Origin of the sequence: Clostridium sp. C8 (genome assembly GCF_001010885.1) — a bacterium.
Lineage (GTDB): Bacteria > Bacillota > Clostridia > Clostridiales > Clostridiaceae > Clostridium > Clostridium sartagoforme.
In genome coordinates this window covers 1-13,735 of sequence record NZ_LBMX01000053.1, presented here as the reverse complement: position 1 = coordinate 13,735, position 13,735 = coordinate 1, and the positions used below count along the sequence as shown (strand labels likewise).

12 protein-coding genes are annotated in these 13,735 nt (G+C 29.3%); all 12 read right to left on the bottom strand.

The window, feature by feature from the left end:
- Window positions 1-28: 28 nt before the first annotated feature.
- The 12 genes from AAT22_RS08595 to AAT22_RS08540 all read right to left on the bottom strand — a co-directional run bounded on the left by AAT22_RS08595 (window position 29) and on the right by AAT22_RS08540 (window position 13,299).
- Complete coding sequence (locus tag AAT22_RS08595) at window positions 29-697, bottom strand: hypothetical protein (RefSeq protein WP_047000908.1); 669 nt, start codon at window positions 695-697, stop codon at window positions 29-31.
- A 220-nt stretch (window positions 698-917) separates the two neighbouring features.
- Window positions 918-2,177 (bottom strand): restriction endonuclease subunit S, encoded by a 1,260-nt coding sequence (locus tag AAT22_RS08590; protein ID WP_047000907.1) that lies wholly within the window; start codon window positions 2,175-2,177, stop codon window positions 918-920.
- Between the two features lie 16 nt (window positions 2,178-2,193).
- A complete protein-coding gene (gene xerA, locus AAT22_RS08585) occupies window positions 2,194-3,186 on the bottom strand; it encodes a site-specific tyrosine recombinase/integron integrase (RefSeq protein ID WP_047000906.1) in 993 nt (330 codons plus the stop codon).
- An 85-nt stretch (window positions 3,187-3,271) separates the two neighbouring features.
- The gene (locus AAT22_RS08580) at window positions 3,272-3,913 is read right to left on the bottom strand and encodes a restriction endonuclease subunit S (protein WP_207642007.1); all 642 of its coding nucleotides are present in this window, start codon (window positions 3,911-3,913) and stop codon (window positions 3,272-3,274) included.
- Between the two features lie 29 nt (window positions 3,914-3,942).
- Complete coding sequence (locus AAT22_RS08575) at window positions 3,943-4,503, bottom strand: restriction endonuclease subunit S (protein WP_047000905.1); 561 nt, start codon at window positions 4,501-4,503, stop codon at window positions 3,943-3,945.
- Window positions 4,493-6,010 (bottom strand): class I SAM-dependent DNA methyltransferase, encoded by a 1,518-nt coding sequence (locus AAT22_RS08570; protein WP_047000904.1) that lies wholly within the window; start codon window positions 6,008-6,010, stop codon window positions 4,493-4,495. Before AAT22_RS08570 ends, AAT22_RS08575 begins: the two co-directional genes overlap by 11 nt.
- 46 nt (window positions 6,011-6,056) lie before the next feature.
- Window positions 6,057-6,656, bottom strand: a complete 600-nt coding sequence (locus tag AAT22_RS08565) for a helix-turn-helix domain-containing protein (protein WP_207642006.1) — start codon at window positions 6,654-6,656, stop codon at window positions 6,057-6,059.
- 174 nt (window positions 6,657-6,830) lie between these two features.
- On the bottom strand, window positions 6,831-7,847 hold the full coding sequence (locus AAT22_RS08560) for a DUF4878 domain-containing protein (protein ID WP_047000903.1): 1,017 nt from the start codon (window positions 7,845-7,847) through the stop codon (window positions 6,831-6,833).
- Window positions 7,848-8,224: 377 nt separating this feature from the next.
- Window positions 8,225-9,019: a restriction endonuclease gene (locus AAT22_RS08555; RefSeq protein ID WP_047000902.1), complete on the bottom strand. Its 795-nt coding sequence runs from the start codon at window positions 9,017-9,019 to the stop codon at window positions 8,225-8,227.
- A gap of 79 nt (window positions 9,020-9,098) precedes the next feature.
- Complete coding sequence (locus tag AAT22_RS08550) at window positions 9,099-11,579, bottom strand: hypothetical protein (protein ID WP_047000901.1); 2,481 nt, start codon at window positions 11,577-11,579, stop codon at window positions 9,099-9,101.
- Window positions 11,580-12,153: 574 nt separating this feature from the next.
- Window positions 12,154-12,864, bottom strand: coding sequence for an N-acetylmuramoyl-L-alanine amidase (locus AAT22_RS08545; RefSeq protein WP_047000900.1), 711 nt, complete (start codon window positions 12,862-12,864; stop codon window positions 12,154-12,156).
- 213 nt (window positions 12,865-13,077) lie between these two features.
- Complete coding sequence (locus tag AAT22_RS08540; RefSeq protein WP_040437171.1) at window positions 13,078-13,299, bottom strand: hypothetical protein; 222 nt, start codon at window positions 13,297-13,299, stop codon at window positions 13,078-13,080.
- Between the last annotated feature and the right edge of the window lie 436 nt (window positions 13,300-13,735).

Here is a 13,735-nt window from a genome sequence, read left to right as displayed (position 1 = left end):
ATGATATAGTTATCACTATTAATCTTAACTAGAATATTATTTCTGAAAGCAATCTTCCAAATTGAGTAATATTAAGATAACGTTCTGTATTTGACGTATTATTACTCCCAATAGTCATAGATTTGGTAGTTGTACCTATAAAGCCTATTGATACTAGTCTGTCGATTTGATAATTCATACACTGACTAGAATCATTAATTTTATGTTGCCAAATATCAGATATCAAGTTTATATCAGATATAAATAACCTAGAAATCGCTTCTGATAAATCACAAAATTGATTCCAATCTATTCTTTCGTCTACATACGCTCTAAATACTTTACCTAATAGCTGTGATTTCTTTGTTTCAACATTACTATTAAGAATAATTAAGACTCTTCCTAGCTCTTTCTCAGCCATACTTTTATTTTTATTAATTTTTTCTTTATATTTTTCAAGTTTCTTTTCATCAATACTTTTTTCATTAAATGATTTAATAAAATTCAAAGTCTGCTGTAATAAATTTCTTTCATATAAATTTTGAGCAGTTTTTCCAATACCCATGACTAAGCTAACAATAGGTATATTCTTAAATAGACCATCATCTAATAATGAATCAATCCCTAATTCACCTAATTCTAATGTTGTACTAAAAACTGGCTCAAATAATGAAACTTCAAAAGCTGGAACTATTTTATCTATTATCCCACCCCACATATATATTTTAATATTTATTAAATTTCTATATTAATACCGTCTACTCTTTTTTCACCTGACATAATTTTTGGTAATAAAGTATGTCTTTAAGCTAATTATCTGTTTTCGTAAATCTACTCTTACTATCAATGCTTCCGCTAACTTGATACTTTTTTCACCTCTCACTTTCTAGTTACCACAATTCTTTACCATAGAATTTTTCAAATCGCAATTTAATTGACTAAACATCTATTTTAGAAACATCTATTTCGCCACTCATTAGTTTTGGTAATAATACATCTCTTAATTCAATTAGTGAATCATTCTCTATATAATTTGTTATTAATACATTGTCATATGCTTTTACAACCTCTTTAAACTTATTTAATAACTCCATAGTAGGAACAAGTATATCAAGCATCTTCATAGTTGTGCCTGATATCTCCTTAAATGTTGAGCCACTCGCAACATTTTCAATTTTTTCCTTATGAAACTTAAGGTAATAATAAACATAATTATTGTTTATTATATCCTCGTTACAAACTATGCTCTTAAAACCTTGATTAGTAGATACATCATTTTGTGCAATAACAATATAACCTATTGGAGCTCTTGAACTAAAAAGTACTGTCCCTTTTCTCATCAATTTTGCACTTGATTTCTGCAATCCTAACGTTGTTATACTTCTTTCACCTTTAGAAATAAATTTTCTTTGATAACCAGATAGGTCTTTTGGTGTTATCCAAGGAATATCTCCATCATAATATTCTACATTTTTTGTTGATGGTGTCCCACCGGCAACAACCTCACCAATTTCTTTAATCTTAGTAACTTGCCATCCTGTTGGTATCATCCCCAATTCACTCTCAACCATTTCTCCACCACTACTTTTATATGGTTCTCCATTTTCATTAGGAAACTCAAAATCAACAAACCATTGCTTAAAAATAGCTTGAGCCATCTTTTCTAAATTATCATTTATTTGATTATTAATTTCGATTTTTTTATCTAACCCCGATAAAACTTTTGCAATAGCTCTTTGCTCTACTATTGGTGGTAACATAAACTCACTATTTTCAAGCACATCTTTTTGTACCCTCTGTCTACCAGATGAACCATTCATAGCTTTTATTGCAACATTCCTAAACTCCGGTGAAATTGACATATAATAAATAAAATCATTATCCGTTGAGTTAATTTTTTCTCTTAAAACAATATACTCTGTTGAACCAAATCCAACTTCATTCTTATTTAGTATATCAACTTGTGCTGTCTTTCCATTTTCAAGACATGGAGTTATCCTAGCTAATAAGGTATCCCCATTTCTAAATTTAGTTCCACTAGTGAATTTAACTTCCTCGAAACCAGTTATCTTTCTAGTAAACGGCTCTAGTTTATCCATTGCCACTTTCTTTGACGATTGTCCTTTTTTAATTGTTTCCTTAGGGTTAAAAATTATAATATCCTTTAACTTTACTTTTTTCCATTCTTCTAAACTCATCTTTTAATCCTTTCATCTAACTAATAAACTTTTTATGAGATATCTTAACATTATTTTGATTTACAATAGCATAGTTCATGGTAGTGTCAATCTTCATATGACCTAATAGTTTCTGTACTTGCTCAATAGGCATCCCTCTGTTAATTGCACTAGTTGCTAAAGTTCTTCTAAATCTATGAGGATGAACTTTATTGATATTTGCTCTTTTCCCTATTTTTCTTAGGATACTTTGCACTCCTGCAATAGTTAATCTATTATGTGGAGCTTTTACCGATACAAATAATGCTTCATTTATATCCTGTCTTTTCTCTAAATACTCCAGCAGATGTATTTTAGTTTTTGCATCAAAATATACTTCCCTTTCACTTGCACCTTTTCCAAATACTATGCATTGTCTCTCATAAAAATCTATATCATCTCTATTTAATCTAACTAATTCTCCAACTCTCATCCCTGTTGAGTTTAATAAGTCTATAAGAGCTAAATCACGTACGTCTTCGCAGTTATCTCTTAATAACTCTACATTTTCATCAGTAAATGCTTCCTTAATTATTTTTTCTGCCTTAACCTTATGGATTCTTCTAACAGGACTTTTAATAATATAATCCTCGTCTTCTAACCAAGCAAAGAAACTTGAAAAAATTCTTCTAACATTATCTAGAGTTATTTTACTTATTTTTCTTTTATTCTGATACTCTGCCAAATAGAGCCTCAAGTCTTCTGTTGTAATGTTGATTATCTCTTTATTAATTTTCGAAATCATATCTCCTATAGTTGATTTATAATAAACAATTGTTTTCGCTGAACACCCTTCTATTCTTTTAGCTGATAAAAATATTTCTAACAGCCTTTCACTGTTTCCAGTGTTGTCTGTTGACTTAATTTCTGTTTCAGTAATATTAATATTGTAGAAACACAATTTTAACGTTTCAGTTAATTTTTTCATCTGTTCTTCATTAATGTATCCTTGCATAGTCTTTTGAATTCTATATATTAGTTTATCTTTCATTTTTATATGGCCTCCTAAATTTTAAACTGTTTTAAGTATTGCCATATAAAAGTCTTTTGAAATTTTCAAATCGCAATTTAATTGACTAAACATCTATTTTAGAAACATCTATTTCGCCACTCATTAGTTTCGGTAAAAGAGTATCTCTTATATTAACTAAATTCTCACTATTTTTATCGTTAAATTGAATTTGTGAGTAAAATGATGTTATTATCCCATCAAATTTGTCTAATATTTCTTTACATGGAATTACTACATGAATTGTATTTAAAATAGCAGTAGTCATACTTGGAACTGCTGAGCCTATATTCATATTTACTAAATCTTTTAATTTAACGAACTGATAAACAAACTTCGCTATATTAGGTAGTTTCATTTCTGTAAAAAACATTGTATCAACTGACCAAAATGGTTCATTTACATAGATAACATTATTTAAGGTACCTTTTCTTGGAATTAATACACTTTCTTTCTCGTATAAAGCTTTATCAACATATCTCATAACTCCACCTGAACCAAACACTGGAATCTTTCCATCTTCAAGTTTTTTATGATCCTTTCCATACTTTATATTTACTAAATCCGATAAAACACCTATATCCCATCCCTTAGGGATCATCCCCAATTCACTCTCAACCATTTCTCCACCACTACTTTTATATGGTTCTCCATTTTCATTAGGAAACTCAAAATCAACAAACCATTGCTTAAAAATAGCTTGAGCCATCTTTTCTAAATTATCATTTAGCTATTAATCTAAGCTATTAATTTAACAAAATTATCATTTATTTGATTGTTAACTTCTATTTTTTTATCCAAATCAGATAATATTTTGGCTATCACTTTTTGTTCCTCTAATGTACAATTACGTATTTCAAATTTTAGAGTATGCTTAATCTTCATATTAGGTTGAGTTGAAGTTCCACCAGAGATAGCAAGAACAAAATCTTTAAAAGATTTAGAAGCTAAATTATAATAAATATATTTAGGGTAAAACTTACTTTTATCTATCTTAAGTCTTATAAGCCCATTATTGTAAACCGAATTAGTATCTTTATCGATATATTTAACTACTCCTATTGTATTACCGGTTCTAGCAATAATAATGTCATCTCTCTTTAAAGAGAATTTTTCAATTACTTTATCATCTGCACTAGTAAAACCCCATTCAGAATATGGTTTTTTATTTGATACATCACCAATTCTCAAACACCTAACTCCCGTGTCTTCATCAACAATTGGAGCTCTTTTAATTGCATCTGCTCCAGTATTGGAACTAATTACAGCTTCTTCTAAAGTTGTCAAATTAGAAATCATACCCAATTCCCCCTAGATTCTTTCTTATCTCATCCTCTAGGCGTCTTGACTTTGCAAATAGTTCTCCTAGTTCACTTGTTAGGTTTTCCATCTTTTCGTCAAATGGTATTCCATCATCTTCTTGCTCTTCTATCCCTACGTATCTTCCTGGAGTTAATACATATTCATGTTCTCTAACTTCTTCCATCTTTGCAGCTTTGCAGAAGCCTTGAACATCTTCATATTGTCCATCAATATTTCTCCAGTTATGATAAGTATCTGATATTTTCTTAACATCTTCTTGGCTTAGTTCTCTATGTCTTCTATCTACCATAGTTCCTAAGTTTCTACCATCTATAAACAGTATTTCATCTGCTCTTTCTCTAAACTTAGGATTATCTATTTTGTTTCTATTTAATATCCACAATGATACTGGTATACCTGTTGAATAGAATAATTTATCTGGTAATGCTACTATGGCATCAACTAATTTTGAGTCTACTAATTCTTTTCTTATAACTCCTTCATTAGAAGTATTAGAACTTAAGGCTCCATTTGCTAAAACTACTCCTGCAACTCCATTTGGTGCAAGGTGATACACTATGTGTTCAAGCCACGCATAGTTTGCGTTACCTTCTGGTGGTACCCCATATTTCCATCTAACATCTTCTGTTAACTTATTTCCGCCCCAATCGCTTATATTAAATGGAGGATTTGCGAGTATAAAGTCAGCTTTTAATGTCTTATGAAGATCATCATGGAATGTATCTGCTTGATGTGGTCCGATGTTCCCATCTAAACCTCTTATAGCTAAATTCATCTTACATAGCTTCCAAGTTGTAGCGTTCATTTCTTGTCCGTAAATAGATAAGTCATCTATTCTACCTGCGTGCTCTTCAACGAACTTTTCACTTTGAATAAACATACCACCTGATCCACAAGCAGGGTCATAGATTCTACCTTTGTATGGCTCTATCATTTCAACTAAAGTTTGAACAACTGATGTAGGCGTATAGAACTCTCCACCACCTTTACCTTCTGAGCTTGCAAATTGTCCTAAGAAATATTCATAAACTCTACCTAAAAGATCTTTTTCACCGTTTTTATGTAATCTTATAGTAGAAATTAAATCAATAAGCTCTCCAAGTCTTCTCTTATCAAGTTCTGGTCTTGCATATCTCTTATCAAGAACACCTTTTAATGTTGGGTTTTCTTTTTCAATAAGTATCATTGCATCATCAATTAATTGTCCTATTTTAGGATCCTTTGCGTTATCCTTTAAGTATCCCCATCTAGCTTCCTTTGGTACCCAGAAGATGTTTTCAGATTCATATTCATCTCTATCTTCTTCAAAGCCATCTCCCTCTTCCACTAACTCTTCATACTTAGTTTCAAACTTATCTGATATATATTTCATGAATATAAGACCTAATACTACATACTTATATTCACCTGAATCCATACTTCCTCTTAACTTATCTGCTGACTTCCATAAGGTTTCTTCAAAACCAATGTTTGCTGTTGACATAATTATTCCTCCAATTCTTTAATTCTTAACTCAAAGCTCTCAATTATTAATAGTTGTAATCATCGAATACTTCAAATATTTCACTTTCAAATTCCATTTGTTCTTCACCAGTAGTTATTTTATCTGGTAATACCTCTAAGTAATGAGCTAAAGCTTCCATAGTTTTATGAACTATAGCTTCGTGCTGACCTTTTTCTAATATTTCTACCATAAGCTTGTATGTATCAATATAAGGATTAGGATCTACAACTTCTAAAGCAGATTTAAATTTATTCATAAGCTTTGCCTTTTCAATGGTTCTTTCTATGGTGTTTATTTCTTCTTTGTCATAAACAGGCACTTGAACCAAATCATTTATATCTTCAGCTATATATACTGATTCTTGCTTTTTAATGATTGGATTTAAATCTATTTTTAGTTTTTCCTTTTGAATTTCCAGTTTGTCTATTTCATCAATAGTTTTACTAAAGTACTCTTGCCTTATTCCAAAGATATTTTCTAAGACCGGTAAGTATTTTTTAGAAATATTTTGTTTTCCTTTAATCCACATATTAATATTTTGCTTTTTAATTCCTAGCTTTTCTGCTAAATCTATGTGCTGCATATCATATAATGCTAAAATGTACTCTAATCCTATAATTGACATCACCTCCCTTTGGTTATGTAATTTGTATTGACTAAGTCAATATATATAATTGTACATTTTTTATCTTATTTTAACAATAAGTCTTAGCTTATTATCTCTACTAAAATTCAATACTTATATGAAAAAAGCAGGTTATCTTTTAGCCTGCTTTTTCATCGGTTAGTAAAGTATATTTTAGTTTATAGGAACTATTATCTTAGCAACCTTTTGTGAACCTCTTACAAAGGTAACATTCAAATTCTTGCTATCTGTTGGAACTGCAAAAGTTCCACTCGCTATACATTTACCACCCACTGGTGTATCCTTAGCTGTTCTATTTTCATCGTATACAGGATAAGTATCAAGTACATTTCCTTCATCATCTAAAACTTGGAATGCATATTCATCAATATAAAGATCATTTTTATCAAAGCTAACATTTTCATAAGTGTAATCTAAAAATACTACTTGCTTTACTTCTTTTTCTGAAAACTCATTTCTCTTGTCTGTTGCTCTTGCACCTTCAATAGTTAAATTATAATTGCCATTCTCAGTTTCTACTAATAATGGTGTATTTAAAGTCATTTCTTTTGTAGCAACTGGAGTTTCTGAATCACTTCCTGTACCACCTTCACTATCACTAAAAGTAGAACTATCTATTCCTATTAATAATTTAGATAATGCTTCACTTTCTTCAATCTTCCACTCTTTATCTACTTTAGTTAATAAGACATCAGAAGTTCTTTCACTATATGTTATTTCATCTAAATACTTGTTAAGCAAACTATCAAAGTAAGCATTATTTTCTTCCTCACTCATTTCAACACCTGAAAATGCTTGTGATAATATAAAACTAAAAGCCTCTTGCATAACTTTAGCTAAGACTATATTTAAATCCATTCCCTTTACAGTAACATTTACTTTTGCATTATCTCCATCAACTGTCTCACTGTTTACCTTATATGTTATTGCCTTCATTTTTTCTAACAATTTCTTTTGCGTATCTTCTGAAAAAGAATCACTTTCTACATTTTCTTCTTTTGTCCCTTCTTCGGCCATAGCGAATAGCTTTTGAACATCCATATCTCCATTTTGCATCTTTTTGAAATATTCATTTACAACATCTGTTGGACTTGGACCTCCACATCCATATAATAATGTTGTCGTTAGCATCATTACTAGTAGTAATGATAATTTTTTCAAACCTTTCATCCTCATACCTCTTTTCATTTATTGTCTGTGACAATATTAATTATAATACCATTTATTGTCTAAGTCAATATTATGCAAATAAAAAAATGTTGCTCAAATATTTTTATGTTCAAACAACATTTATTTGTTAATATATTTATTATTAACAAGTGCTTACCTTTGGCGATCCTTAATCCCCCTAGTGGTGTTTGAGGATAACATAGTTATCATCTAGACACAGTTTTATTACTTTTTAACATTTACATGTTATCTATCTTATATTACTACTATCCACATTTTCTTGCACCTGTAATTCTTTTGGTACTCAGAGTCACTTGAGAGGCGTGAAGTGACTCTCATGCATCTAAATAAAGAATAATAAGTTACTATTTATTCTCTTACTTTAATTCATATAAATATATACTTTTTTTATTTACCATAATATCTTTTTCTATCATTAACTCAACTATCTGTTCTCCATTTATCATTACTATCGGAACTGCTCCTATTTGATCTGATAATAAATCTACTCCTCTTTTAAAGCCTCCTGTAGTAAAAATTATACCCTTTTCATATTTTTCTTGAATATTCCCCCTAAATTCCTGAACTATGCTCCTTCCAACATTACCTTTCCATTTCTTACATTGAAAAGCTACATTTATTTCAGATATTCCAGCTAACTTTATTTTCCCATAACCATCTATTCCACCATCAGGTCCTTTTTTAGTAAGTTTAATTGAATCCTTTTCAAATACATGCTCTTGCAATAATAACTTTGAAAATTGTTCAAACTCTAACGAATTCATATTATATAATTTATTACGAAGTTGCTCTTTTAAATTTCTATTATATTCTAATATTATATTTTCAATATAATCTATCTCTACAGAGACCAAATTATTATTTGAATGTTGTTTACTTTCAACACGTTCAATTCCTTGTTTAGTTATTTCCCATATTCCTTTTTTCTTATTACTTAGTTCACCTTTGCTTACCAATGCTTGTCTTACCCACTGTACAGTATTTTGCCATTTATTATCTCCATTTGCTAACCTAATCTCTAAATCCTCTTTTGTTAAACATTTAAATTCTTTTGCTATTAATTTATAAATATCCTTTGGTTTTGTATATCCACCATTATTAATAACTGCTTTTAATAATGGAATTTCAATATCTTTTTGTTTAGGAAACATCATATTCCACCTAACTAAATTTATTATCTATACATAACTTAATTATTACCTAAAAATATAAATAATTATACAAATTTAGTTACTTTAAAAATTTCAATTCATATACTAACGGTTTCATTTTATTTTTTAGGTTACTTAACAGTAAATTAAAAAAATCCATATCGTTTTTTAAATCATCACATTTACCAATAACTACTTTAATTTGATACCACCCAGCATCCCAAGCATTTACATTATACTGTGGATACAGTTTATTAAACTCATTCCTATACCTAAAACTCTTAACTATTAAATCCTTAGCTTTATTTATAACAGCTTGTCCTTCTTTGCTAAAATCATATCCTTTTACGAATTCGTATACATACCTTTCTTTTTCATGAATTTTACTATCTTCATATATATCTTTATTAGCATATATATCAGCTAATTCTCTAATCTCTTTATTACTCATGAAGAATAGATTATTTATAACATCATACTTCTTGCCCTCTATATAGATATCTCTAAGAGAAGATTGTTGTGCTGCTATATCAAAAAGAGCTAATACTATACTATCACTAACCCATTCTTTATATTTTACGTGCTCTTTATTAGGAATCATATATTCCTCTTTTTGATTAATCCAATTTGATTCAATTACCCTTCTTGCTGCAAATAATGAACAACAATCCTCAAAATTTTCTTTGGTCATTTTAGTAGTTTTTATATGCCTCTTAACTGGAGCTGAAAGAATGTACACTCCTTGAGTATTAGCATAAACGTTATTACTATCATTCATAAAAAATGCTAAGACATTGCTTCCAACTTTAGTTAATTCTTTTTCTATACCTATACCTGATTTCATATAAAAAGTTTCTCTCTTGACTTTTTCGCTCGGCGACTTAATCCAACTACTTCCTCTTAATTTTTTATCTACATTATATACTTGCTTTATTCCAATCTCTTCAATAACACCCTGTTTATTTATTTCTCTTATAGAAAAATCAAAAGTTTTCTTCTCTTGCTCTTCACCACTCGACCAGATACTAAATGAGATCTCCCACTGTGATGACACATCTGAAAAATTACTGGCATTAAACATGAATCCATATTCGTATTTAAAGTTTCTAAAAAATACTTCCCTAAAATTATCAAACCTTGGTCCAGTTAAATATAATACTGGTGCAAAAGTACAAACATTAACATTCTTCAATTTATATTTTTCTTTTATTTTTAAAATTCTATATAAGAACTGAGCATATAATTGTTGTGAACATTGATTTAAATTGTCATTTTTCATTATTTCTTTCATTTTTGTATCTGCTGTTTTTTCTTTACTCTTTCTATTATTAACTTTTCCATTAGAAGCTTCAGCAAAAGGTGGATTAATAAAGAATATAAGTGGTTTCCCAGTACGAAGTAATTCTTCTACTTCCTTAGGAAGTGATATATCTCCATTTTCAATGTCATCATTCAAAAAATCATATTGAAATTTTATACTATTCTTATTATTACGTTCACATAATAAAAGATCTTCTTCTTTTAATGTAGAACATATAAGATTACTAAAACTATAATCTCTCGTTAGATTACCTGTACCCCACGCACAATCCCATACAATACATGTTTCTTTCCAATCTATACCTATTATTTTTGATATCTCTTTATGAGCCTCATTTGCCCATAATGTTGGAGTATAAAATTCACCATTATATCTTCTTGTAGTATCTTCTATCAATCTATCTTTAATTGAATATAGCTTGTCCTCTTCGCTTGGTTTGTATTTGGTACTATAATTTGAAATTAAGTAATTATAACACCAACTATCTATTTTAATATTATTATTATCTCTAACATATAAAACATTCTTCTTTTTTGTATGAATAAATGTATCTTCATTATCAATAATCACATTAATGAAGAAATAAACTAGATTTTGTGCTGTATATTGCTCAGGATTTTGTATAACCTTTTGAATAAAATAATCATAAATACCAGCAATATTTCTTTCTGTAATTTTTAATTTACTATTATAATTTAATAATATCCTTTTAATCTCAGTTACTACATCTTTAAACTTAAAATTGCTCTTAATATCAAATATAAGAACATTAATATTATTAGAATCTTTTATAACTTCTTTTACTAGATCTGGATTACTTACTGCTGCATTACTAGGTGGAATAGACCAATCTATGTTGTACTCTAAATACTTCTCAACTTCTTTTACATGAACCACGAAACAAGTAGTTTTATCTCCTGCAAGGATTATGTTAGGCAACTCTGAGTAAGTAGATGCCACACCTTCCTGAAATTTTTTTAGATAATATAATACTTGAACTAATACTATGGCTCTATCTTTTGAAACATTAAAGTCTTTACCATATTTAAATTCCATAATTAATCTTAAAACCTTAACACTTTCATCATACATAACACTATGTTCAGTGTATCCATCACAGTGATAAGGAAAAATTACTACAGAATTTTCAAAATATTTTTCTATAGCTTTTATATAAACGTCTTCGACTTTTCTTTCTTCATTAGCATGACATATTTCATTATAAAATTTAGTACCCATCTACCCCAACTCTAAAATTATTACTATTAATAATATGTCAATACTAAAATCTAATATGCCTATTTAAGACGTATTTTCCTATTAAATAAAAAAATATCAAAGAATTATAAAACGCTTTGATATTTAAACTATATATTTCTCTAAAAATTCTTGCCTTTGGTAATCATTAATACCCTAAGGGGTGTTTGAGGACAATGTAGTTATTCTATTGCTATTTAATAAGTAAACTATTAGATTTTCATTGCTGTGTCAGGTCCATAATGGCGCAATTAAAAACAGTGACAACCTTATATTTATATAAGCTTTAATTGTTAAACTATTTTAAGTATACAATTTTATTCCTTAAAATCCTTACTTAGATTATAACATTCTAAGCTTATACTTGTTCTAAATATTTCATTCTAGCCATCTAATAATAATTTTTATTTGAAACTGAAATAGTTGCATAAGCATTTACCTAAAACTAACATCGCTCAATATATAAAATTGAATAAATACTATCACCTTTCCATTCCCTTAAAAAACAAAAAAGGCTTACGTACCTTAATACATAAACCTTTTGCCTACCTTAGTTTTACTTTACCCTCAATTTCTGTCCAACATTAATTAAATTTCTATTTGCTATATTATTTAGTGCTACCAGCCTTTCTACAGTAGTGTTGAATCTTCTACTTATTCCCCATAATGTATCTCCATATTTAACAATATAATATTCTTCATCATTAGTACTAGGTTTTTGACTTTCTGGTAAAGCAAATGCTGTACATATTCCTTTGTATATTGCAGCTGCGCTCTTTTCTGGATTGTAGTTTGCCATATCCAAACTACTGTCAACAAAGGCACATTCAACGAGTAATGCAGGCATTGAAGTGTTATTAATAACATATAAGTCCCTTCTATCCTTTACACCTCTGTTTTTAAGTCCAATTGAAGCTAATTCATTTAAGATAGCTTGTCCTACCTTTGTTGATAATCCACCTTGGTAGTTATCTTTAATACATAAAATCTCTGAACCATATCCACCAGGGCATGCATTATGATGTATTGATACAAACAAGGTTGCACCAGAGTTATTAGCTGTATTTACTCTTTGGTACAATGAATCATTAAGGCTTTTTGCTGTACTAGATGTACAATTAACAACCTTAATCCCTCTTCCCCTAAGCTTACTTATTAAGGCATTTACAACTAACCTATTTAGAGCATCTTCTGTGCGAAATCCCACTACTCCTCCGTCATAAGGAACATTGTGTCCAATGTCCATTGCTAATATAATTTCTTTCATAAAACTTCACCTCTAAATAAAATATATGGTTTAAAACCATATATACAAAGGTACAGGTAGCCTTACTAGTACCTTTTTGTCAATTGCTAGAAAGCTAGTCCTCCCCTTGCAATTGCTTTTCACGCTACAGTCCCACTTTTCATGGGACAGAGCGGAAATTTTTTTCAAAATTTGAAATATAAGATTTTCTTTTATTCTCGTCATATAATTACATTATTTTATATACTTTTTCAGCCACTCTGGCATGTTAGGATCATCTATTGCCCAAGATCCTTCAACTTCCTCATCTTCGTTCCAGTTGTTTTCATCACCATCAAAGAACTTCTGCCTGTGACACTTGTACTTAACAACTTCGTTTCCTTCAAGTCTATACTCGTTCCAATAATAATTCTGCTTACCATAACCCTTCCATTCTTTAGTCGTATAAATTGTCATATCCATCTCCCTTTCTTTATTTGCAACTTCCTTTTTATTTGGGAGTAAAAAAATAAACTCCCCCATAAAATATTACTATTACTTACATATGTTTAATTATGCATAAATATATGTAATATTTAAAATTTTTCCAAACAACACATATTTGTGATTCTTATTTTAAAATCCTCTGTTTTTCAAGAGTTAATCATATTATTGCAAACTTTTTAAAACTAAGCCTAATATTTAAGTTTTATACAGGTAAAATAAACTGTAATTTTTGAAAAATTATTTCCGCTCTGCCGCAGGCTATAAGTTCAAAGGGATTTCCTGCTATATATGCTGACCCCAAAGCCCCTCCTCATTGGCTTAGAATTTTTAGCAGAAGGTTCCCATCCTTTTTAACTCAAGAGAATTTCCCTGTAATACAATCAAAAAAATAAATCCTCTCATATGC

Coding starts and splice junctions, on each gene's coding strand:
- AAT22_RS08590 (WP_047000907.1), bottom strand. CDS start 2,177: ATGAGTTTAGAAGAATGGAAAAAAGTAAAGTTAAAGGATATTATAATT.
- AAT22_RS08560 (WP_047000903.1), bottom strand. CDS start 7,847: ATGAAAGGTTTGAAAAAATTATCATTACTACTAGTAATGATGCTAACG.
- AAT22_RS08540 (WP_040437171.1), bottom strand. CDS start 13,299: ATGACAATTTATACGACTAAAGAATGGAAGGGTTATGGTAAGCAGAAT.
- AAT22_RS08575 (WP_047000905.1), bottom strand. CDS start 4,503: ATGATTTCTAATTTGACAACTTTAGAAGAAGCTGTAATTAGTTCCAAT.
- AAT22_RS08550 (WP_047000901.1), bottom strand. CDS start 11,579: ATGGGTACTAAATTTTATAATGAAATATGTCATGCTAATGAAGAAAGA.
- AAT22_RS08595 (WP_047000908.1), bottom strand. CDS start 697: ATGTGGGGTGGGATAATAGATAAAATAGTTCCAGCTTTTGAAGTTTCA.
- AAT22_RS08565 (WP_207642006.1), bottom strand. CDS start 6,656: ATGTCAATTATAGGATTAGAGTACATTTTAGCATTATATGATATGCAG.
- AAT22_RS08555 (WP_047000902.1), bottom strand. CDS start 9,019: ATGTTTCCTAAACAAAAAGATATTGAAATTCCATTATTAAAAGCAGTT.
- AAT22_RS08545 (WP_047000900.1), bottom strand. CDS start 12,864: ATGAAAGAAATTATATTAGCAATGGACATTGGACACAATGTTCCTTAT.
- xerA (WP_047000906.1), bottom strand. CDS start 3,186: ATGAAAGATAAACTAATATATAGAATTCAAAAGACTATGCAAGGATAC.
- AAT22_RS08580 (WP_207642007.1), bottom strand. CDS start 3,913: ATGGCTCAAGCTATTTTTAAGCAATGGTTTGTTGATTTTGAGTTTCCT.
- AAT22_RS08570 (WP_047000904.1), bottom strand. CDS start 6,010: ATGTCAACAGCAAACATTGGTTTTGAAGAAACCTTATGGAAGTCAGCA.